Origin of the sequence: Robiginitalea myxolifaciens (assembly GCF_900115205.1) — a bacterium.
Classification (GTDB): Bacteria; Bacteroidota; Bacteroidia; order Flavobacteriales; family Flavobacteriaceae; genus Robiginitalea; species Robiginitalea myxolifaciens.
Genome location: NZ_FOYQ01000001.1, coordinates 500,478 through 523,977, shown reverse-complemented (window position 1 = coordinate 523,977; position 23,500 = coordinate 500,478). Strand labels below are relative to the sequence as shown.

14 protein-coding genes are annotated in these 23,500 nt (G+C 49.2%); 7 read left to right on the top strand and 7 right to left on the bottom strand.

Features of this window, described 5'->3' with window-relative positions:
- The first annotated feature begins 418 nt into the window (after positions 1-418).
- The 5 genes from BM318_RS02280 to BM318_RS02260 all read left to right on the top strand — a co-directional run bounded on the left by BM318_RS02280 (position 419) and on the right by BM318_RS02260 (position 11,508).
- On the top strand, positions 419-3,667 hold the full coding sequence (locus tag BM318_RS02280) for a SusC/RagA family TonB-linked outer membrane protein (protein ID WP_177218241.1): 3,249 nt from the start codon (positions 419-421) through the stop codon (positions 3,665-3,667).
- 4 nt (positions 3,668-3,671) lie between these two features.
- Complete coding sequence (locus BM318_RS02275) at positions 3,672-5,399, top strand: RagB/SusD family nutrient uptake outer membrane protein (protein WP_092980334.1); 1,728 nt, start codon at positions 3,672-3,674, stop codon at positions 5,397-5,399.
- A 206-nt stretch (positions 5,400-5,605) separates the two neighbouring features.
- Positions 5,606-6,949 (top strand): FG-GAP repeat domain-containing protein, encoded by a 1,344-nt coding sequence (locus BM318_RS02270; RefSeq protein ID WP_143099899.1) that lies wholly within the window; start codon positions 5,606-5,608, stop codon positions 6,947-6,949.
- Positions 6,950-7,057: 108 nt separating this feature from the next.
- Entirely contained in the window at positions 7,058-10,615 is a 3,558-nt protein-coding gene (locus BM318_RS02265; protein WP_092980330.1) for a VCBS repeat-containing protein, read from the top strand.
- An 11-nt stretch (positions 10,616-10,626) separates the two neighbouring features.
- On the top strand, positions 10,627-11,508 hold the full coding sequence (locus tag BM318_RS02260) for an MBL fold metallo-hydrolase (RefSeq protein WP_092980328.1): 882 nt from the start codon (positions 10,627-10,629) through the stop codon (positions 11,506-11,508).
- 39 nt (positions 11,509-11,547) lie between these two features.
- Here the strand turns inward: BM318_RS02260 and BM318_RS02255 are convergent, their stop codons facing one another.
- Both BM318_RS02255 and BM318_RS02250 read right to left on the bottom strand, forming a co-directional pair.
- Positions 11,548-12,873: a prolyl oligopeptidase family serine peptidase gene (locus BM318_RS02255; protein ID WP_092980326.1), complete on the bottom strand. Its 1,326-nt coding sequence runs from the start codon at positions 12,871-12,873 to the stop codon at positions 11,548-11,550.
- Positions 12,870-14,150: an NAD(P)/FAD-dependent oxidoreductase gene (locus BM318_RS02250; RefSeq protein ID WP_092980324.1), complete on the bottom strand. Its 1,281-nt coding sequence runs from the start codon at positions 14,148-14,150 to the stop codon at positions 12,870-12,872. The genes BM318_RS02255 and BM318_RS02250 overlap by 4 nt, the downstream gene beginning before the upstream one ends.
- A 177-nt stretch (positions 14,151-14,327) precedes the next feature.
- Here BM318_RS02250 and BM318_RS02245 point away from each other — a divergent pair, with 177 nt between their 5' ends.
- Both BM318_RS02245 and BM318_RS02240 read left to right on the top strand, forming a co-directional pair.
- Positions 14,328-14,795, top strand: coding sequence for a (2Fe-2S)-binding protein (locus BM318_RS02245; RefSeq protein WP_092980322.1), 468 nt, complete (start codon positions 14,328-14,330; stop codon positions 14,793-14,795).
- A 12-nt stretch (positions 14,796-14,807) separates the two neighbouring features.
- Entirely contained in the window at positions 14,808-17,027 is a 2,220-nt protein-coding gene (locus BM318_RS02240) for a xanthine dehydrogenase family protein molybdopterin-binding subunit (protein ID WP_092980319.1), read from the top strand.
- Between the two features lie 35 nt (positions 17,028-17,062).
- Here BM318_RS02240 and BM318_RS02235 read toward each other — a convergent pair whose 3' ends face one another.
- The 5 genes from BM318_RS02235 to rpe form a co-directional block, all read right to left on the bottom strand.
- Positions 17,063-17,578 (bottom strand): hypothetical protein, encoded by a 516-nt coding sequence (locus BM318_RS02235; protein ID WP_092980316.1) that lies wholly within the window; start codon positions 17,576-17,578, stop codon positions 17,063-17,065.
- A 93-nt stretch (positions 17,579-17,671) separates the two neighbouring features.
- Positions 17,672-18,667 (bottom strand): ThuA domain-containing protein, encoded by a 996-nt coding sequence (locus tag BM318_RS02230; protein WP_092982031.1) that lies wholly within the window; start codon positions 18,665-18,667, stop codon positions 17,672-17,674.
- Between the two features lie 16 nt (positions 18,668-18,683).
- Positions 18,684-21,827 carry a PVC-type heme-binding CxxCH protein gene (locus tag BM318_RS02225; protein WP_092980314.1) on the bottom strand — a complete coding sequence of 1,048 codons (3,144 nt, stop codon included), beginning with the start codon at positions 21,825-21,827 and terminating at the stop codon, positions 18,684-18,686.
- A 6-nt stretch (positions 21,828-21,833) separates the two neighbouring features.
- Positions 21,834-22,808 carry a YpdA family putative bacillithiol disulfide reductase gene (locus BM318_RS02220; RefSeq protein WP_092980313.1) on the bottom strand — a complete coding sequence of 325 codons (975 nt, stop codon included), beginning with the start codon at positions 22,806-22,808 and terminating at the stop codon, positions 21,834-21,836.
- Positions 22,798-23,463 carry a ribulose-phosphate 3-epimerase gene (gene rpe / locus BM318_RS02215; protein WP_092980311.1) on the bottom strand — a complete coding sequence of 222 codons (666 nt, stop codon included), beginning with the start codon at positions 23,461-23,463 and terminating at the stop codon, positions 22,798-22,800. The genes BM318_RS02220 and rpe overlap by 11 nt, the downstream gene beginning before the upstream one ends.
- Positions 23,464-23,500: the final 37 nt, after the last annotated feature.

The following is a 23,500-nucleotide window of genomic DNA, read 5'->3' as shown; positions in this document are numbered from 1 at the left end:
TATGTCTGAAGTAGACTCATTGGCTATTCGATTGATTTATGAAAATGCAAGCGTTGTAATTTGTCAAGAATTAGGAATTGGAGAAGCGCAATCTTATTAATAAGAATTCAATAAAGAAATTATTAATTGGCTTCTACCTTGACAATAATTGGACCTAAACATTGATAAAATGGCAAATTCTCAGTATGTAAGAAAAATAAGGTTAAAATTATAAATACTTGATAAACAGAATGATAAGATTAAATCGAGTCATTCCGCAAACGTTTGATGACAAAATAGTACTATAAAATGACAAAAAAATATATAAACTAAAGTTTTGCTTTAGATACTTTTAGTAGTCAAATGGCATTTTTATGTTTTTGCAGGCAAAAAATGCCTACACATTATTCCTAATTCAATTAACTAACAGCACATGATTATGAGAAAATCCAATGGAATACTCGCCTTGTTCGATATGTCCAAAAGGAGGTTTTGTTTGCCGCGCAATTTTGTGGTTGCCATTATGGCTTTACTGATTTGCGGAAGTAACTATGCTTATGCAATGAACGAATCTCTCCCTGCGTCAGAAGAACTACAGAACGCAGTTTCTGGAACGGTATTGGATGCAGATGGAGCACCACTCCCAGGAGTTAACGTTTTGGTGAAAGGCACTACAACGGGAACTCAAACAGACTTCGACGGAAATTATTCGATTAATACCGACCCGAATGCCACGCTTGTTTTTAGTTATGTCGGCTTTGCAACGGTAGAGGTGGCGGTTAATGGCCGCACCACCGTCGATGTTCAATTGACAGAAGAAGCCAGTCAGCTAGATGAGGTGGTTATCGTCGGTTACCAACAGCAAACCCGGGGTGATCTTACCGGAGCGGTTGCTTCAGTTGATGTTTCTGAAGCCACGAAACAACCTTTGGTTAACGTTGCGGAGGCACTGGAAGGCCGTGCGACCGGTGTAACCATTACCAATACAGGTAATCCCGGAGCTGCTCCTATCGTAAGGATCCGTGGTTTGGGAACACCGAACAACAACAACCCGCTTTACATTATTGATGGGACCCAGACACAGGATCCAAATATTCTGAATACTCTTAATCCTCAGGATATTGCACAGATCAACGTCCTTAAGGATGGTTCTGCTTCAATTTATGGTGCGCGTGCATCAAACGGGGTAATTATCATCACCACCAAAGGAGGTAACTACAATCAGAATAAGCTTTCTGTTAACGTCGATGTATCAACAGGATTTTCAAGAGCCAATCGACTTCCGGACTTGTTAAATCCGGAGCAGTTGGGAGACGTATTCTTTCAAAGTTTAACTAATGACGCCATTCGGAATGGGACCCCTGTAGCTGATATCAGCCACCCACAATTCTTCCCCAATGGAGGACAACCACAGGTCCCAAGCCAACTCTTAGGAGTTAGTTTCTTGGGTACCGGTGAAGAAGTTGTGGCACCTGTACGACCAGGAGGCACCAACTGGCTGGATGAGATTTTCAGGAGCGCGCTTACGCAAAACGCCTCCATTACACTATCAAACGGTACTGAAAATTCGAAGTTTTCTGCTACTATCGGTTATCTGGATCGTCAGGGTATTCAATTGGCTACCGGCTTCAAACGGGCGCAAATTCGACTGAATTCTGAGTTTAAAATAGGGAAGCGCCTCACGATTGGGGAACACTTAAATGTCGCTTACAGTAATACCCAGAATATCGGCGCCAGTGAAACCAACCGCGCGATGCGTACCAGCCCACTGATTCCGGTACGGGATAACCTCGGCAGATTTGCAGGACCTTATGGAAACCCATTCGGACTCTCCAATTCGCCTAACCCTGTGGCTACCCTCACGCGGAACGGTGATGACTTTTTCAGGGAAACGCGAATTATCGGAGATGTCTATGCCAGTTTGGCAATCACAGATAACCTTTCCATCAAGTCTACCTTAGGGGGGAATCTGAGTATTTTCGCCCAACGGGATTTCCTGGCTCTGGATCCGGAATCCGCAGAACCTCGTTCTACAAATACACTTACGGAAAGGAACCAACAGACCCAAAGCTGGGTTTGGACCAATACGCTTAACTATGTTCAGAATTTCGGGGATCACAGCGTGAATGCTATCCTGGGACTTGAAGCGATTGAAAACACCGGGAAGAGTCTGCAGGTTTTGGCGACAGGTTTCCTTTTTGAGACCCCTGATTTCTACTTATTGAGTAATGCATCAGGAGCTCCCATTGTAAACCCTGGGGGTACATTTGATTTCATCAACACCCTGTCTTCTGTATTTGGTTCGGTAAATTACTCTTACGCGAACAAGTATTTGGTTACCGCAACAGTACGTAGGGATCGTTCCTCGCGCTTTATAGGGGATAACCAAAGTGACGTATTTCCTTCCGTTAGTGCAGGTTGGGTAATGAGCAACGAGGATTTCTTTCCTTCAGACGGAGTAGTTAGCCGCCTGAAATTATTTGGCTCTTACGGATTAGTAGGAAACCAGGAATTGCCATCTGGCAACCCTGGGGTTAATATCAATAGTCTGAACAATACCATCGCAGATTATGTTTTCGACGGGGGATCCAATCTGAGAGCTGGTGCAGCTTTAACCGGAGTTGGTAACCCTGACCTGACCTGGGAGACTACTAAAATGTTAAATATCGGTGCTGATTTTGGATTCTTAAATAATGCATTGAACCTGTCTGTGGAATTCTTCAAAAACACCACCCAGGATCTTATTGTTTCTGATGAAACCATTATTAGCGATACAGCTATTGATGCAGGTGCGCCCTTCGTAAACCGTGGAAATGTTGAAAACACTGGTTTTGATATCTCCCTGGGATACCAGAGTACAGGAGATAGTGACTTCCAATGGGGAGCAGATCTGAACGTTTCCTTGGTAGATAATGAAGTTACCAGTCTGGAAGGCTTTATAGTAGGTCAATCGTTCCGTGGTGGACCCATAACCCGTACCGAGGAAGGGCAACCTATTTCTTCCTTCTACGGGCGTGTTGCCGATGGAATTTATCGTTCAGAAGCTGAAGTACAGGCCGGACCCGATCAGGGATTCTCCTCCCCAAGTGCTGGAGTAGGTCGTATCCGTTATGTTGATTTGAACGGTGACGGAGTAATCAATGACGACGACCGGGACTTTTTGGGAGACCCCATCGCGGATGTTACCTTCGGATTGAACCTGAATGCCACCTACAAGAACTGGGACTTCAGTGCCTTCTTTGCAGGGGTAGCCGGGATCGACATTTACAACTATGAAAGAATCTTTACCGATTTTCCAACCTTCCCCGATGCCAACCGTAATGCCAGGGTACTGGACGCATTCGATGCGCAATCCAATCCTAACGGATCACAACCGGCTTTGAGCTTTACGCTTTTAAACGGGGAGACCAATCCGAGTTCCTTCTTCGTTGAAGACGGTTCTTTTGTAAGATTAAAAAACCTGGTGATCGGGTACACACTACCTGCTAGTGTTACCGATAGCTGGGGGATTTCCAGTTTGCGTATTTATGCAAATGCTACTAACTTATTCACAATCACGGGGTACGATGGGGTAGATCCGGAAATTCTGCCTAGTAGTGGAGCTAACTCTGCTTTTACTCAAGGGGTGGAATTCAATACGTTCCCCGTTCCTCAGATCTTTGTGTTTGGCGTAAATTTAAAAATGTAAAAAGATGAAAAAGAAGTTTATTTACTTATTGTCAATTCTATTTGTGGGGCTTTCCTGTGGAGATGAATTTTCAGAAACTCCGGCCATTGGCGCATTAAGCGACGAGGCCTTGGCCAATCAGCAAGGGGTAGACCTCTTATTGAATGGAGCTTACGGAATGCTCGATGGATGGAGATCAAATAATAAAGGAAACCAGTTTGCCGTTGGAGGCGATTGCTGGTGGTGCGATGTAATCACTGATGACGCCCATAAAGGGAGTAACGATGGTGACCAGATCGAACTATTTCAAATTGAGACGTTAGATTGGCAGACCGCCAACGATTATTTCCGAGGCAAGTTTACAGCCTTATATGCCGGTGTGAATCGTGCAAACAATGTACTGGCTGTCATCGGAGGAATCGATAGAGAATCGCTGTTACCCAGTGAAGCAGCCACGATCACCGGTCAGGAGGCAGAAGCGCGTTTTTTGCGCGGACATTTCTATTTTGAATTGACTAAGTTGTTTGGGAATGTGTCCATCGTTAGTGTGGAGAATTTCCAAAATCTTGAATTCAATCAGCCCAATACGGGTCCTGCCTGGGAGCAGATCGAATCTGATTTCCAATTTGCGATAGACAACCTACCGGCATCGCGTGCTGATCAACCTGATCCGGGACGGCCAACGGCATTTGTAGCCAGAGCTTATATGGGCAAAGCGCACCTATATCAAGGGGATTGGAACGCTGCCTTAACCGAGCTTAATGCGGTAATCAATAGTGGCGAATTCGCTTTGAATGCAGAATACCTGGATAACTTCAATGCCGCTGGCGAGAATGGACCGGAGTCTGTTTTTGCGATTCAATTTGCTGCTGATGCCGGGCAATCCTTTAATGGGAATATTGCGGGTACGCTGAACTTCCCCGGAGGAGGTCCATTCGGATCCTGTTGTGGATTCTACCAGCCTACCATTGATTTGGCCAACGCCTTCCAGGTAGATGCTAACGGACTTCCACTTATCGATACTTTTAATGACCAGGATTTCCTGAATGACTACGGAATAGAAAGTAGTGAAGCTTTTGATCCGGATACCACAACCCCTGTAGATCCGCGTTTGGATTATACAGTAGGTAGAAGAGGTATCGACTATAACGGTTTCGGGGAGCATATCGGTAAAGACTGGATCCGTGCCGGTTTTGTTGATATCTCCGGGCCTTACCTGCCTAAGAAGAATGTTTATCAGGCCAGCGAGCTTGGCGAAAGCCAGGGAGTAGGTGGCTGGGGACAGCAGCACTCCGGGTTGAATTACAACATTATTCGCTATGCCGATGTACTGCTGATGGCCGCTGAGGCTGCTGCAGAACTGGGGGATACCGGAACGGCACTAAACTACGTAAATCAGGTGCGTGAGCGTGCTATGAATACCTCAGTTGTTCAGGCTATTGATGGAAGCGGTCCTGCAGCCAATTATCAGGTTGGTCTGTATCCTTCTTTCCCGGATGCCGCCTTTGCAATTGAAGCCGTTCGATTTGAGCGACGTGTTGAATTAGGGATGGAAGGTCACCGCTTATTCGATCTTAGAAGATGGGGAATTGCTGGTGACGTCATCACAGAGTACGTGACCAATGAAACACGAACCATCGGGAACTTTGGTCCTAAAATGAATGCTTATCAGCCTCATTTTGATCTCTTACCTATTCCTTTAACTTCAATTGATTTAAGTCAGGGAGTATTAGAGCAGAATCCAGGATATTAAAATTCCGGGATTACTTGCAATTTTAGTTTGAGTTTAGCTAAAGTAAACAGGGCGTCTTAAGCGCCCTGTTTTTTTTAGTCTTATTGAAGACTTTAGGAGGAAAAATTTTGAGAGTTGGCAGAACCATAAAACTAGCATTGCTTTTACCAGTAGCGATTTCGCTATCCAATTGCTTGCCTGACTCCAGGAGTAAAGCTCAGGCAGAAATGCAATCAGCGTATCAGAATTATTGCGGTTCCTGTCATATGCTCCCGGATCCTCAGCATTTACCAAAGCGGATTTGGGCCGAAACGGTGCTTCCGCAGATGTGGAACCTGCAAGGAGCTCCCGCATTAGACAGTCTTCAAAAGGCACAATTAACAGCGTACATATTAGCTCAGGCTCCGGACGCCTTACCTGAAATAACCAAACAGGAGGTAGCAGAATTAGAGCAGTTCAAAGCGGAAATCCATACCGTGGAGCAAAATAAAAGCCATGGGATTATTACCAGCCTCTCTTTTGACTCACTTCGGGAAGCCTTTTGGATAGGCGACGCGCTCGGACGTAGTTACAGACACTCAGAAAACCTGGACCCAAGGACGCAATATGGTTCTCCGGTGGTCTCAACCTTTCGACGGGACGATTCCGATTATGTGACCCTAATTGGTTATTTGGGCCCTTCGGATTTAGCTCGTGGACATCTTCTTCGGATCACGGCGGGTGCTATAGATACCCTGGCCGGAAACCTTCGCAGGCCTGTTTTTACCCATATTGAAGACTTAAACAATAATGGACAGGAAGAAATCCTTATCAGTGAATTCGGCAACAACTTCGGCGCACTTACCTTACTTGAGCGGTCTAACCAGCCTTCGGGAAATATAGAGGAGGAATACGAGAAGCGGGAATTGGTTAGCCTCCCCGGATGTATCAAGGTGGCCATTGCCGATCTGGATCACGATGGTCGGAAGGATATCCTGGCCTTATTCGGACAGGCGCGGGAAGGAATGAAAATATTATATCAGCAGGAGGAGCTGAATTTTGAAATAGAGGAGGCCCTTCAGTTTACGCCGGAATTCGGTTCGAGTTGGTTTGAATTGGCAGATATCAATGCGGATGGATTCCTGGACGTTATCCTTGCAAATGGAGATAATGCCGATTATTCCATAGTATTGAAACCCTATCATGGCGTGCGGATCTTTCTAAACGACGGGGAAAATCAGTTTGAGGAAAGCTACTTTTTCCCTATGCACGGGGCAACCAGGGTGTTGGTAGAGGATTTTGATAAGGATGGGGATCTTGATCTGGCAGCAATGGCATTTTTTCCCGATTTTCAGGCAGATCCTCAGCGCGGGTTTGTTTACCTTGAAAACCTGGGCGGGAAAAACTTAGCGTTCGCAGCTCAGACAACCCCACTTTCAGCGAAAGGAAATTGGCTGGTCATGGATAAAGGAGACATGGATGGGGATGGGGATACGGACATCATACTCGGGAATTTCTATCAATTCCGGAATAGAGCTTTTCAGCAGGAAAACCCTATAGACCTTTTAATACTTAAAAACCTCTGGAATTAGATGGGATGGATTAACCCATGAGTTTATAAGTTTCCTTTTATTTGTAAGCAACATTAAAGTCTGATACAAATCTACGGGGATACCCTTCAAAAATGTATAAATCTGGAAATGCGTAGCTATAGACTAACTATTCGGGGGATGGTTCTGGGATTATTTCTTGGAGGTTTACTATCCTCCTGCGAAACCGAAACTCAGGCCCCGAAAGAAGATCCATTGTTTGAATTAGTTTCAAAGGAAGTAAGCGGGATAGATTTCAACAACCGCCTTACCCCGGATGACACAGTGAACATCCTCAATTTTGAGTATATGTTCAACGGAGGTGGAGTCGCCGTGGGAGATTTTAATAAAGATGGGTTAAAGGACCTTTATTTTACCGGAAATCAGGTAGCAGACAGGCTGTACTTTAACCGTGGGGATTGGAAGTTCGAAGATGTCACACAAGCTTCTGGTATTGACTCCAAAGGTTGGTCTAACGGGGTTTCGCTAACCGATATCAATGCCGATGGCCATTTGGATATCTACGTTAGTCATGGGGGCTTAAGAGAATGGCCTGCCGAGAAATGGGCCAATGAGCTGTATGTGAATCAGGGAGACGGCACCTTCAAAGAAATGGCCGCAGAGCACGGCATAGCCGATACTGGCTTTAGCGTACAAAGCGTTTTTTTCGATTTTGATAAAGACGGAGATCGGGATTTATACGTCCTGACCAATGCGCTTGTCAATTTTAACCGAAACACTTCCCGAATGAAAATAAGCGATGGAAGTGCAACCAGTACTGATCGGTTATACCGAAACAATGGAGATGGAAGTTTTACGGATATAAGCCGGGAGGCAGGTATTACTGAAGAGGGTTTTGGCCTGGGGGTAAGCCTTTGCGATATTAACGAGGACGGTTGGCCGGACCTGTATATATCCAATGATTTCCTTACCGATGACCTGCTTTGGGTCAATAATCAGGATGGTACATTTTCCAACAAAATTGGCGAGTACCTCAAGCATACCAGTTATAATGGGATGGGGAATGACCTGGGCGACCTAAACAATGACGGCCAGGTCGAAATGATTACTGTTGACATGTTTCCCAGTAGTAATTCGCGAATAAAGCAGACAGTGATTAAGCCGAGTCGTGATGTTTTCCTTCGGAATTTAAGCCTTGGATATACCCCACAATTTGTTCGCAACACCTTGCAGCTCAACAATGGCAATCAATCCTTTAGTGAAATCGGACAGTACAGCGGGATCCATAATACGGATTGGAGTTGGGCGCCCCTGATTGCAGATTTCGATAACGACGGCCTGAATGACCTATTTATAACGAACGGATACCGCAGAGACATTACCAACCTTGATTATCAGGATTATACGCAGCGACCAGCAAAGTATGCCGATGAGTCAGAGCTCATAAAGAACGAACTGATCAGGATCGAAGGCCTTCCGGAGATCAAGCTTGCGAATTATATATATAAGAACAACGGGGACCTGACCTTTACGGATAAAAAAATGGAGTGGGGGCTGGAAAAACCCTTGTATTCCAATGGAGCTGCCTATGCCGATCTGGATAACGACGGGGATTTAGACCTTGTGATCAATAATATTGATGATCCTGCAAGTCTCTACAGAAATACGATCCGAGAGCGTAAGGACGCCGATGACGGTAAGGCCTATCTCACTGTTGATCTACTGGATGCTGCCCATGGCGACATTTCCGGCACCAAATTATGGGCATATTCGGGGGATACTGTTTTCTACAAATTCAGTAATTCGGTCAGGGGTTATCTCTCAACAATGGAAAGTGGAATCCATTTTGGACTAGGCAAGACCCGTGCACTGGATTCCCTGAGGATTCTTTGGAATGACGGTAAGCAGCAGGTACTTTATGAGGTGGAGGTCAATCAAAATTTACAGGTAAGACGTGAGGATGCCGAGGCAATTTCAAATCCCCTGAAGCAATTTGTTGGGGAGGGACTTCCAAATAGCAATACAACTTTGTTTACGGAAGTAGCCAGTAAGCTTGGGGTCAATTACATTCATAATGAAGATGACTTTAATGAGTTTAAACTGCAGTCTACGCTGCTGAAGATGAATACTTCACTTGGGCCTGGGGTTACTGTGGGCGATATCAATGGCGATGGCTTGGAAGACTTTTATGTAGGGGGCACAAAGGAAAAACCGGGTGCCTTCTATTTACAGCAAAATGATGGTTCGTTTAGCTATCAAATAATGACCTGTAATGGACCCCGGGAGGATATGGGCGTTGTGCTCGCTGATTTGGATAGCGATGGTGACCTGGATTTAATTTCCATAGATGGGGGAGGCATTGAAGAAATGGCTTTAATGAATTTTACAGATGTGGTCTACTACAATGATGGCCAGGGGAATTTCACCTGTGCCGAACTATTCAAGAGAAAATCACGGGGTGGTGCCGTTTCCCTTGCGGATTACGACCAGGATGGGGATTTGGATGTTTTCATCGCGGGAAGGGTGATCAATGGTTTTTACCCGCGAAGCCCGGAAAGTTTTCTGCTTGAGAACCAGGATGGAAATTTTGTGGACGTTACTCAGGAAGTTTTAGGTACCCGGGAATTGGGAATGATCTCAGATGCCCTGTGGACGGATTTTGATAATGACCTGTGGATGGATCTGATCCTGGTCGGGGAATTTATGGAAATAACCTTCCTGAAGAATGACCATGGCAATTTTGAGGACGTGAGCAGCTCCAACGGTCTTGAGTTTACCAGTGGCTGGTGGAACAGTATTGTACCTGGAGATTTCGACGCCGATGGCGACATGGATTATGTCCTCGGGAATTTCGGTTTGAACAGCGACTATAAAAGTTCTCCCGAAGAACCCCTTACCATCTATGTAGGGGATTTTGATGGCAATGGAAAGATAGATCCGCTCATTAGTTGCTTTCGGGAAGGGGAGGAGCACCTTATTCATACCCGCGATATCCTGATCAGCCAAATCAGCGCTATGAAAGGGACCTACCTGAACTACGACAATTACGCCAATGCCGACTTTGAAGAAGTCCGGGCCGACATTGGGCTGGACAAGGCAGAAAAGCTCAGGGCGTATACCTTCGCTTCGGCCTATCTCGAAAATCTGGGTGACGGAAAATTTGTACTTAAAACTTTACCGCCAGAAGTTCAGTTTTCTACGGTATTCGGGATGTTGCCTGCCGACTTTAACGGCGATGGAAACCTGGACCTATTGGTTAGTGGCAATCAATACGACATAGAACCTTTTATTGGTCAGAACGATGCCTCAATTGGATACTGTCTCCTGGGGGATGGCAGGGGAGGCTTCCGGGTAGTTTCCGCTGCACAAAGTGGGCTTATGCTTGGAGGAAGTGCTAAAGGGGTTGCATTGCTGCGATTAGCCGATCAGACGCCTATTGTGGTGAGCGGAATGAATAACGAGGGAATAAAGATTCATTCTTACAATGAAACCGGCTTGAGTTCCCTTGAAGTAAACGCCGACGACGCCTATGCAGTGATCTATGATACGGATGGTGGCAGGCGTAAGGTTGAGTTCACATATGGCAATACCTATCTGGGAAGTACCTCACGCTGGTTAAGCTATTCCCCAGAAAATACCACCAGAATCGAAGTGGTTACCTTTAAAGGGGATCGGCGCTTTCTGGAAATAAATAATGCGACCCAATAAAAGCACCCACTATGAAAGTCTTAAAACTACTCCTGGGAATCCTATGTATTTCATCCCTCAACGCCCAGCGCAACTGGGACAACGTGGAAATCAGGAGCGAACAACTAAAGGATCAGATATATGTCCTATATGGTGCAGGTGGAAATATGGGCCTTGCCCTGGGGCAGGAGTACGCCTATTTAATAGACGATCAATTCGGACCGCTTTCCGAGAAGATACTGACTGAGATCAGGAGCCTGACCGACAAGCCCCTGAAATTTGTGGTTAATACCCATTGGCATGGCGACCATACCGGAGGAAATGCCAACCTTGCTCGTGAAGGCGCAATAGTGATTTCACACCGGCAGGTAAGGGAGCGGATGAGCACTCCGCAGGACCGTGGGGAACGTGGCATTGTTCCGGGGTCCCCTCATATTGCCCTGGCACAGCTGACCTTTAATGAGGAAATGACGATCCACCTCGATAGCCTCAACAGCATGCATTTGATGTATGTAAAGCCGTCCCATACCGATGGCGATACCTATGTCTATTTTCCAGAGGCTAATGTTATCCATATGGGCGATAATTTTATCAGTGGTTACCCTTATATAGACCTGGGTTCTGGTGGAGATATCGATGGCCTGGTTTCCAACTTAGGGATGGCTCTTGCCATTGTAGATGAAGAGACGCGTATTATTCCAGGACACGGGCCTGTTTCCTCCAAAAAGGAACTCCAGGTTTATACCGATATGGTACGCCTGATACGCGACCGCGTCAAGGCCGCCAAGGACGCTGGCAAAACCCTGGAAGAGGTACAGTCTATGGGATTAACTGCGGAGTGGGACGACGCCTACGACAGCGGATTCATAAATTCCGAACGTCTCTTACAGGCAGTATATGCTTCTGTAGATTAGTATTCCCGCATACATTAACTCCGCTGAGCAACTCGGCCTTCAGCGCTTTTGGGCCGCCAGCCATTCCATAACCTTTACGGGTTTACCGTCTACGGTCACGGGTTCTCCATCGAAATCGAGAGCGGCATGATTGGCGTGGGAATAGATCCAGGAGAAATGTCCGTTGTAATAGAAGTCTTTCCCCCCGTATTGTCCGGTAATATCTACTACGTGTTTATAGTAAGAGAAATGGATGTTCTTGGCTCCGGCATCCATCAATCGTTTGTAAAGCGGAACCACGGTAGTTTCGGGTCGTGTCACCGGGTCATCGGTCGAATGGATAAACCAAATAGGAAGATCCTTTAGGATTTCTACTTCCTGATCCGAAATGTACTCATTGGAATACGCCAGGGCACTTGGGAAGCCCGCTGCAAAAAAGTCCGGATGCTTCAGCATTAATTTAATGGTCATATACCCCCCATTGCTACATCCGCCAAGATAGATCCGGTCGCGATCAATACCAGGATGCTCCTGCACATAATCCATAATCAGGGCCATCAGGCCTTCGTTGTAAATATCCTCTACCTCCCCGGTCGTGTATCCACCCCCAGGCCGATTCATCCAAAAGGTCGGTGTTTGAGGGACCAGGACGTAGGCGCTGCCAAAGATCCGCTGGATTTCGGGAGAAGCATAATTCGCAGCCCGATTCGCCAACAGCGGCACCGTTGTATCGGTTCCTCCTTCACCTCCGCCATGCAGCCAGATAATCAATGGTTTTTTTCCATCGCTAGCTGGAGGGGTATAGTCGGCATAGGTCAGCGTCTTCCCGGGCTCGTATTCGAATTGTTTGTCCAGCTCAAAGCGATCGGCCTGAGGTAAGAACCTGCCTGTCTTTACGTTCCAGATGCGCTTTCCGGAGCTATGGGTAACACGAACCTGATAATCGATCCATATGTTTCCCTGAATCTCCGGTGTGAACAGATAATGAAAGGGCGAGGACAACGGCAAGTTCGGGCCTACACTGAGCACCAGGGTCAGGTAATTACCGCTGTTTGTGCGATTTCCCCGATAGTCGGAGATATAGGTGCCGATTACTTCCCGTATACCGGAGCGCAGGGTTTCCGGCAATTCCGTTTTTTCAGAAGACCGCCTCGCTTCAACGGTAAAGGTTCCCTCCGGAAGGTTGGTTAATTCTTCCCGATAATTCAGGATAACTTTGTTTACTGCCGGTCCCCAGTCAAATCCTTCTACCACAAGTCGGTATTCCTCAGGTGGCGTTGGTGCAGCAGTAGTAGCATCCTGGGCGCAAATGCGCACAAACCCCAGCAGCATCACTGCCGGGATCAATAGCGCCAGGCGCTTTTTTATTTGCGTACTTGTCTTCATTCTGAATTTTCGTTTTTGGTTTCCCGCCGGTACGGACGGATAATCAGGCCCAGGGGTCTGTCGTAGCTCACATAATTGAATGCCCATTGGTATAAGGCCGAGAGTTTATTTCGGAAACCTACCAGGGAAAAAACGTGAACACCCATCCAGATAAACCAAGCAAAGCTCCCGCGCAATTTCACAAAGGGTAAATCGGCTACGGCCTTGGCCCGGCCTACAGTAGCCATAACTCCCTTATCCCTGTAAGTAAAGGGGCGCGTTTCTTTTTTGCGCAGCAGTCGATTCAGGTTTTTGGCCAGATGCTTCCCTTGTTGTTGAGCCACCGGGGCAAGCATGGGAAGTCCACGGGGGTTATCCTCTGTAATGCAGGCGGCTACGTCTCCGATGGCAAAAACCTCCTTAGTTCCTTCTACCCGGTTAATCGCATCGACTTGCAGCCGATTCCCTCCGACATAAGCTTCTTTTGGAAGCCCTTTTATCGGTGCAGCACATACCCCTGCTGTCCACAGAACCGTGTCCGTTGGAAAACAGGAGCCGTCCTCCAGCATCACACAATCGTTTTCATAGGCCGATACCCGGGAATTCAGATGTACATTAACCCCTAGTTCCCGCAGGTATTTCAGGGCATTGGCAGAGGCAGCTTCCGACATGGCATTTAAAACCCGATCTCCGCTTTGGTAGAGGTTAATGCTCATTCGAGAGGTGTCCAGGTCCGGAAAGTCTTTGGGGATAACGTGCTTTTTCATTTCCGCCAGGGCCCCTGCGAGTTCAATGCCTGCAGGGCCACCCCCCACTACAGCGACATTCATTATTTCCTCCAGCGATTCCCCGCTGTAATCGGCAAGGGCTTTCTCCAGGTTCTGATATAAATAGCTGCGGATGTTCAGCGCATCCGGAACGGATTTCAAGGTGAGGAGTTCGTCTTTCTGAGGTTCAAAATTAAAGTAGTTCGTCGTGCTCCCTGTGGCGATTACCAAATAGTCATAGGGAATGGTTCCGATGGTAGTATGTAATTTGCTGCGTTCCCAGTCTGCAAGGGTAACTTCGGCCATTCGAAAAGTGAGGTTATGCTGCATCCTGAAGATGCGTCGCACGGGATAGGCAATGCTGTCCGGCTCCATACCCCCCGTCGCCACCTGGTACATCAGGGGCTGGAAATTGTGATAGTTGTTGCGGTCGACCAGGATTATTTGGGCCTTGGTATATTTGAGTGCTTTTGCCAGTTCTATTCCGCCGAAACCGGCGCCGACAATTACGATACGGGGTAGGGTAGCCATGAAGACACTTTACTAAATACCGGAAAGATACGATGTGGCGGGTTATCGGCCAATGCGGATGTTGCCCTTTCTACGGTTTTCCCTTGTTCGCTAAGGGCAATTCAGGGATGCGTTAAACTTTGGTAAAACCAAGTGCCAAAAGCGAATAATCCTTAACTTCTAACAAAATTACTTTCCATGGCAACTTACACTCTAAAAATTAACGGGACCTCACGTGACGTTGAGGTAGATCCGTCCACGCCGCTGCTTTGGGTGCTCCGGGACCACATTAAGCTCGTAGGTACCAAATTTGGCTGCGGAATTGCCCAATGCGGGGCCTGTACCGTCCACCTGGATGGGATGGCTGTCCGATCCTGCTCCCTGCCGATTTCTTCAATCGGCGATAAGGAAGTGACAACCATAGAAGGCTTGTCCGAAAATGGGGATCATCCAGTACAATTGGCATGGCTGGAGGAAGATGTACCCCAATGCGGCTATTGCCAGGCAGGGCAGATTATGAATGCCTCTGCCTTACTTGCCCAAAACCCGTACCCAAGCGATTCGGAGATCGAAACTGCGATGAATGGAAATATCTGTAGATGCGGAACCTATGTGAGAATTAAAAAGGCCATTAAACGAGCTGCCGAGGCCGGGAGCAACGCCTAAAAAGATACTATTATGACTTTAGTGAAAACAACTTTTGGAAGACGGGCCTTTATCCGGAACACCGGTTTGGCAAGCGGGGGTCTCGTACTGGGATTCAGCTGGTTGGCATCCTGCAAAGATGAAGCAGCTATGGAAGCCGCCTTGCAAATGCCGGATTCCTGGTTCGATATAAATGGATTCCTCAAAATTGGAGACAATGGCCTGGTAACTATAATGTCGCCCAACCCGGAGATCGGACAGAATGTAAAAACCGCAATGCCCATGATCGTGGCCGATGAGCTCGACGTGGATTGGGCTAAAGTACTCGTGGAGCAAGCGCCGCTGAACACGGATATATTTACCCGGCAACTGGCAGGAGGAAGCCAGTCGATTCGCCAGGGTTGGCAGGGCTTGCGCTTAGCGGGAGCCACAGCGCGTCAAATGCTCAAACAAGCGGCGGCGAACGCCTGGCAGGTACCCGTAGGCGAAATTGTTACCGCAGCCGGTATGATTAGTCATGAAGGTAGTGGGAATAGTGCTGGCTATGGCGAAATGGCAGCAGCCGCAGGCGCCCTGGAAGTACCTGAGGAGGTCGTGCTGAAGGAACCCGGTGAATTCAGCATCATCGGGACAGATCGGAAAAATGTGGACGGGAAGAAAATCGTAACCGGCCAGCCCCTGTTCGGACTCGATGTGGATCGCGACAACATGCGGATTGCGATGGTCGTGCATCCCCCTGCCTTTGGGCAAAAATTCAAAAGCGCTAACCTCGAGGAGATCAAAGCCATGCCCGGAATTCAGGACGCCTTCCACCAGGTGGTTTATCCAGAGGGTGCGGAGCTTCAGTGGTCCGATGGCGGCCATGTTCCTGAGATGCTGGTAATCGTTGGCAATTCTACCTGGGAAGTCATGCAGGCCAAGCGGGCAGTTCAGGCGGAATGGGAAGCCGATGGTCCACTGGAAAGCACGGAATACCACAACACCGAATTGGCGAAACTCCTGGAGCAGGCGCCCGATAACCCTGGTCGAAGAGATGGCAACCCGGAAGCCGCCTTTGCCCGGGCCGCCACCATCGTAGAAAAGACGTACAGCGCTCCCTATTTGGCTCATAACACCATGGAGCCTATGAATTTCTTTGCCCATGTTACCGCCGACAAGGCGGAGTTGCTGGGTCCTATTCAAACCCCGGAGTATTTGGAAAATACCCTGGCGGGCATCCTGGAGATGCCAAAAGAGAACATCGATATCATGATGACCCGTATGGGAGGTGGTTTCGGCCGGAGGCTGTATGGATCATTCGCGGTAGAGGCGGCCGTTATTTCCAAACGGATCCAGGCACCCGTTAAGGTGGTTTATAGCCGGGAGGACGACATGACCCAGGGAACCTATCGACCGTCCTACATGGTGCGCTATCGCGCAGGACTCGATGCGGATGGTAAGTTAATCGCCTGGCATATGCGCGCTGCGGGCACGAATGATGGCGGTTATTTTGCCAACCGTTTTCCGGCCGGAGCAGTAGAGAATTACCTCTCTGAAGGCCATACGCTTCGTACAGAAGTTACTACAGGAGCCTGGCGGGCTCCCACCTCGAATTTTATGGCGGGGGTGGAAAACGCCTTCCTCGATGAGGTTGCCGAAGCCGCTGGGAAGGATCCGATTGCCTTCCGCCTGGAACTTTTTGATCGCTCCATCAATGATCCTGTAGGTGATCCTGAAAAGAATGACTACGATCCCGAGCGTTATGCGGGCGTGTTGCGACTCGTTCGTGACAAATCAAATTGGGATTCCAGCAGCCCGAATGCCGAGAAGCGCGGGGTGGCGGCCTATTATTGCCATAATTCCTATGTGGCTCAGGTACTGGATGTGGAAATGAATGCGGGGGTGCCCAGAGCCGATAAGATCTGGTGCGCTGTCGATTGCGGAATCGTGATTAATCCGCTTAGTGCCCGCAATCAAATCGAAGGGGGTATCGTCGATGGAATCGGACATGCCACCTTTAGTGCACTAACTTTTGAGGATGGGAAACCCCAACAGGATAATTTTGACACCTATCGCTTAATCCGCCACAGCGAGGCACCACGTGAGATTGAGACATTCTTTGTGGATAATGGTATTGATCCTACCGGACTCGGAGAACCTTCCTTACCCCCGGTAATGGGTGCGTTGGCCAATGCAATGTATCGCAAGGCGGGCAAGCGCTATTACCATCAACCCTTTGTGGGATCTCAGGAGGATCGCCGGATTATCGGATAGCGAGCTGCTGAAAACAATGAGAACAGACGCGGTACTTAGTATCGCGTTCTGTATTTCTGGGGGAAGGTGTAGAGAATCCCGAAGTTCACGGTAGACCAGTCGAAAATATCGCCGGTAACCTGGGTATAGGATAGGTTAATCTCCGTTTGGGCACCGAGTAAAACACCGACGATCGGCTTGAGGTATACCCCACCTTCGTGTTCATCGGCGAGTCCCAGGGCATAACCCCCATCTCCACCTAAGGAAAATGAATTGGACAACCAGAGCCGGACACTAGCCGCCACAGGAATGAATTGAACTGAAGGAAGGTCGGCTCCGCCAACCTCGTATTTTTCGGCAAACCCGTGAATGAACCCGGTCATTACACCGAGATCCACGCGCTCCCCCAGGGCATGCATATACCCCAGATCCAGGCCCACACCCAAACCAACCCGGTCGTTGAGTTCCTCGGTAATTGGTAAACTAACGTTTCCCCCTAGTTTTACCCCTTGTTGGGCCAGAATGCCTCCAGTGAAGAAGAGAGCAAATACTCCGAATATCAGTCGTTTCATAACTATTGGTTTGCCAATACAAACGAGAAATTCCGGGATTTAGTGAATTTTAAAGGATTTTGTTGTGAATTTCGCCCGGGAGCGGGTGAAGGATTATTGCCCGTCCCCAACTACGATTGGCATATCCTCCGGTTTGAGCCCTTGCTTGAACTTTTGGCCAAATCCTGAGTTGTTGGGTAGGTAAGGGGCGGCATAGGCTACATCCAGGCTATCCGTAACAGGCAAATCCAGGGCCCAGTAAATCCCGTTCAGGGCCAGGCGCCGCATATTGGGATTGCGCCAGTCATAGGGATGACCCAAGGTGGTAAAAAATACCCGGGATACGTTCCCGCTATCACCCGAATAGGTTTTGGTCCAGGCTACCGGATTATCCAATGGGAATTGAGCCAATCGCCCGGCAGCTTCGTGTCCTGAGCGAAGGGCACGTCCGAAAACCAGTGGCTTGCTGTCCCCCTGCAATTGCCAGTCGCCTCCATCTACATGATAGAGCCAGGAATACGCCTGGAAAGGACTGACCCCCTTGAGGATTGGATGGCTCACCGTTGTATCGGGACGGACCGCGGTAAGGGGAATCTTCCCATCTTCGAAATGGCCGTGATGGGTTATCCATTGCTGTCCGAAAACCTTGGCCGGCCATTCCGCATTCAGGTGGGTATAAGCCGAACTATCCGGGTACAGAAAGGCGTGAGTAGCTGTGCGAAATCCAACCATAGGTCTCCCGGATTCCGCATAATCGAGGATGTGTTTCAATTGGTCAGGAGGCAACACCCGAAAACGGGTAAAGAGGACCATGAGGTCGGCAGAATCCAGGGCAGCCAATCCCGCGATATTATCCAGTCGATTGGGATCGATGTACCCTGCACTATCCAGCGGATAACACAGACTGATCTCGGCTTCCAGTTCCCGCCGCAGAATTCCGGCCAGCATCGGCATAGACTCCTCCGAGCGATACTCTTCGTCACCGATTACAAAAACAATTTTCGGCGGAACTGCTGAGATTTCGGTTTGCGGCTCTTCCTTCTTGCTCTGGCAGGAAAGCAGCCCGGCAACTATGAATAGGATCAGGAAAAAGGAAGGCTGTTTAAACATCGATTTTTGCTTTAATTTATTCCAGCTCACTTGCCGTGTAAAAAGTTTTGCGGTCCTTGAGTTCGGCCCTGATGGCCCGGACCTCACGCGGGTCTACCGGGGTAGCCTTGTTGCCAAAGGCATTGCGGACATAGGTGAGCACGGCGGCCATTTCCATATCTGTGAGCAGGCCTTCAAAGGCGGTCATGGGTACTTGTCCGGGATAGTTTTTCCCGTTTACAATTATCGGCCCTTGTATGCCTTTCAGGGTTAGTTTTATAAGCCGCTGCGAATCCCCGGTTACCCATTCACTTCCTTGAAGCGGGGGGAAGCCAGCGGCTGGCAGGCCCGCCCCATCGGCCTGGTGGCAAGTTGCACAATATCCCTCACGGTGATACACCTCCCGGCCGGCTACATAGGCGATGCTATCCGTTGGGTTTAGGTGCTCCGGGATGGTTGTGGCCCTGGTATTTTCTTCATTACCCTCGGAGTCCGGGGGATTTCCGCGGTCTCCGGACAAACGATGCTGCAGCAGCAAGTACCCAGGATTGATCCATTCGTCCACCCCCGACTTGGCCACGGCATTTATAATTTCCTGCATATCGGCATCTCCCAACCAGGAGGCAGCACCCATAGCTTCCAAACGTACCCTGCCATGCGGGTCGGCAGCGGCCTGTAGCAATAAGGCCTTTGCATCGGGTAGCTGATGTGCCGAATAGCGCAATACCCGTACCGCAGCTGCCCGAACACGATGGTCCTGAGCCTTCAGTACTTTACGCAACAGGTCTGGATCTATCCTACCGGTTCCGGCACTTACCCATAACGCTTCCAAAAAATGGTGTTCGTCGTTGGATTCCATACCCACTTTTCCAATCCAGGCTTTCAAGGCTACACCTACTTGTAAGGGATCCCGTCCTCTTAATTCTCTGCGTGCCCGGTATCGGGTACGGTCCTGGGGCGATTTTAGTAGCGCTAATAGTTCAGGAATGTCCGCACCGGCGATTGTGGCCGGCTCTTGCAAATCATTTCCGGTATATACAATCCGGTAGATTCTCCCGTGGCTGTGGTCCCGGTACGGATCCCGGGCGTTGTGTTGCATGTGACCGATCAATGTGTTGTGCCAGTCTACTACATAGAGGCTGCCATCAGGGGCAAACTCCAGATCCACAGGCCTGAAATTGGGGTCTGAGCTCCTGAGCAGGTCTTGTCTGAATTCCAGCTTGTAGCCGGTACCGTCCTCCACTACTTTATGCTGTTTAATTCCAAGGAAGCCAATGCTGTTCCCCAGGAGCACATCGCCCTGGACTTCTTCTGGAAAATTGTCGCTCGAAACGAATTCCAGTCCCGCCGTGGGCCGTACTTTCTGTAAATCAGGGATCAGATCAGGAGGATTGGGGAGGAATTTTCCGTATTCCGATTTTAAGTTGCCGGGGCTCATCCAGCGCAGGGCAGGGCCCGAAGTGTCCAGGAAAAAGGGTTGTCCCCAGGAATCAAAGGCAATCCCCCAGGGATTGGGTATCGGGAGTTGTGCTGTTCGCTCCAGGTAGCCGGATTTAGGTTCATAGCGATAGAATCCGCCATGGGTGCCTCGTACCGGCCCATAGCGGGTCTCCACATTGGTGTGCAGGAAAACGCCTTCCGCCATATATACTGCCCCTGTGGGGTCGGCGCTAAAGGCTCCGATCGCATGGTGGGTGTCGTGATCGTCGAAGCCGCTTAGCAAAATTTCCCGTTGGTCGGCTTTGTCATCGCCATCGGTATCCCTGAAGCGTTTCAAGTGGGTACCCTGGGAAATCAGCACCCCGTCTGCTGTTAGTTCAAAACCAACGGGTAAATGCAATTTATCGGCCCAGACACGTACGGAATCACTGCGGCCATCGCCGTTGAGATCTTCGAGAATCAACAGTTTGTCGTCGGGCATGGGGTCCCCGGGTTTGTAATGCGGGTAAGCAGGCATGGTGGCCACCCAAAGCCGGCCGGCATTATCAAAAGACAACTGAACCGGATTGGCCAGCAGGGGAAAATCGGCTTCTGAGGCTACCAACTGGATCTCGTAACCCGGGGCAAGCGTAAAGGAATCCAAAGCATCCTGTCCGTACAGGTATCCTCCGCCATGGCCGTACCCCTGCGGTTTGTAGTTGGAAACGACTTCGGGCAGGGGAGTGGTGGCCGCGTCGGCTGTCTCGAGGTCATAGGAATTACCCATGGCGGCTTGCCAGATTGCGGTATCGCGGTTGGCTGTCATCTGCCTTATTTTCTCCAGTTCAAAAGGATAATTATCGGGGCCAAACGGATCGTAGCGACGACCAAAGACATGAACCCCGTTGGGAATCTTGAAATCATTTTCCCAAAACCAGTTTTTTTCTCGCACGAGCTCCAGTAGATCTGCAGATGTTGCAGATGCAGCGGGGATTCCATAGAGGCGTTCTGCAAGGAAGGCGGCAAACTTTTGTGCCCCGTACTGATTAAACTGTAAGCCATCCAGGGTTAAGGGTTGGCTGTCTTTATACCAGGACTGCGAAGGGTGGAAGACATCCAGAAATTTGACCTGCTGTGCTGCGGCTACCTCACGCATCATACGGGTATATGCTTCCAACTTCTTGTTTAAGGAATCCGCCGAAGGCATTTGGGGGAGGTCTTCCCGAGCTTCGATGGCCACTGGTGAAATAAGCACAAGTTCTGCAGGAGCGTTTTCGGTGTATCGTTGGTTTAGGGTGTGCCGAATAAAGGCTTCTAATTCCTGCCTGTTTAAAGCTTCTGAGCCGTCCGGTCGGAAGACTTCGTTGTATCCGAAAAACGCCAGGATAACGCTGGCATCGAGGCGATCCAACCACTGATCGGGGCTTTCAAAGTGTCCCTTGCTCCCGGAATTGGGATACAAGTCTTCCAGAAGTGCTGCTGCCCCGGGGAAGGCCCAGGCCGAATCCCTGCCAGAGTGCGGTCGGAAGCCCGGCGTATTACCCCCGTCTCCCATATTCCGTAATCGCAGCATACTATCGGGATAGTGCTGCTGTAATGCCGCCTCAAAGAACCCATAGTGATTCATCCGGGCAGCCAGGTTGTTCCCGAGAAAGACAATGGTTTGTCCCCGCTGTGGTGTAAGCAGGGGATCGGGTTGCTCGTCACAAGAGAAAAGCAGCAAACCTGTAACCAGGACGATATACAGGATGCGTGCCTTCATACGCGCCTAGTCCTGAAGGGTTAATACATGGCGGATGATCCGCTTTGCGTGGTCCCGGGAATTTTCGATAAACCATTTATGGGTTTCCATTCCTCCGCAAATAACGCCGGCCAGATATAAGCCGGAAACATTGGTTTCCATGGAATCGGGATCGTATTGTGGGATGCGTTTTTCATCCTCAGAAAGGGCGATCCCGGCATTGACCAGAAAGTCAAAATTCGGCTGGTATCCCGTTAGTGCAAGTACAAAATCATTTGCCAGGCGCTTTTCACCTTCCGGGGTTCGGACCCGGATTTCCTCCGGGAGGATTTCGATGATCTCACTGTTATACAAGGCGTTTATACTGCCTTCTTCGATCCGGTTTATGATGTCTGGCCTGACCCAGTATTTAACCCGTTGACCCACCTCCGGCCCCCGGATAATGAGACTGACTTCAGCCCCTTTCCGCCAGCATTCCAGGGCAGCATCAATGGCCGAGTTGCTTGCGCCAACAACGGCTAGTTTCTGGCTGGCATAAAAATGCGGGTCTTTATAATAATGGCTTACCTTGGGTAGCTCTTCCCCCGGAACCCCCAGCATGTTTGGCAGGTCGTAGAAGCCGGTGGCTATTATAACCTTGCGGGAAGAATACGCATTCTTATCGGTAACCACCCGAAACAAGTCGTTTTTCTGAATGCTTTCCACCCGTTCAAACAAGTGGATATTGAGTTTGTTTGAGGTTACGATACGCCGGTAATACTCCAGGGCTTCATCCCGTTTGGGCTTGGCTTCTTTACTGATAAAGGGAATATCATCGATTTCCAGGCGCTCCGAGGAGGAGAAGAACTGCATGTTTACCGGATAGTTAAACAGGGAATTCACGATGGGCCCTTTTTCCAGAATTACATAGGACAAACCATTTTTTTGGGCTTCCAGCCCGCAGGCAATCCCAATAGGGCCACCGCCGACGATGATGATATCAAAATCGGGATTACCCTCCATAGCTTACTGCAGATAATGCGGCAATAGTGGCCTCAGGGTCCGCTGCCCCAAATACCGTGCTGCCCGCGACCAGAACATCTGCCCCTGCTTTGAGCAATTCCGGCGCATTTTCAAGGGTCACGCCACCATCGATTTCGATGAGGGTATTCGAATTACGCCTTTCGATCATGGCTTTGAGGTCGGCAACTTTTGTGAGTGTTTCCGGAATGAATTTCTGCCCCCCGAACCCGGGATTTACCGACATGATACAAACCAGGTCTACATAATCGAGTACGTTTTCCAATAGCTGTACCGGGGTATGCGGATTCAGGGCAACCCCAGCTTTCATGCCCGCCTGGTGTATGGCCTGAAGCGTTCGGTGTAAGTGCGTGCAGGCTTCATAATGCACCGTGAGCACGTGTGCTCCCAATGCGGCAAAGGCATCGATATACCGATCCGGGTCCACAATCATCAGATGCACATCCAAAGGTTTTCGGGCATGCTTCCCTATGGCAGCGATGACAGGCATTCCAAAAGATATATTGGGAACAAATACCCCGTCCATAACATCGATATGATGCCAGGTCGCCTGGCTGGCCTCAACCAGTTCAACATCGCGTTGCAGGTTGCCGAAATCAGCAGCGAGCAGGGATGGGGCAATCAGGGGTTGCTTCATGGGAGATGCATTAGGTGTTTCTCAAAAATACGGTTTT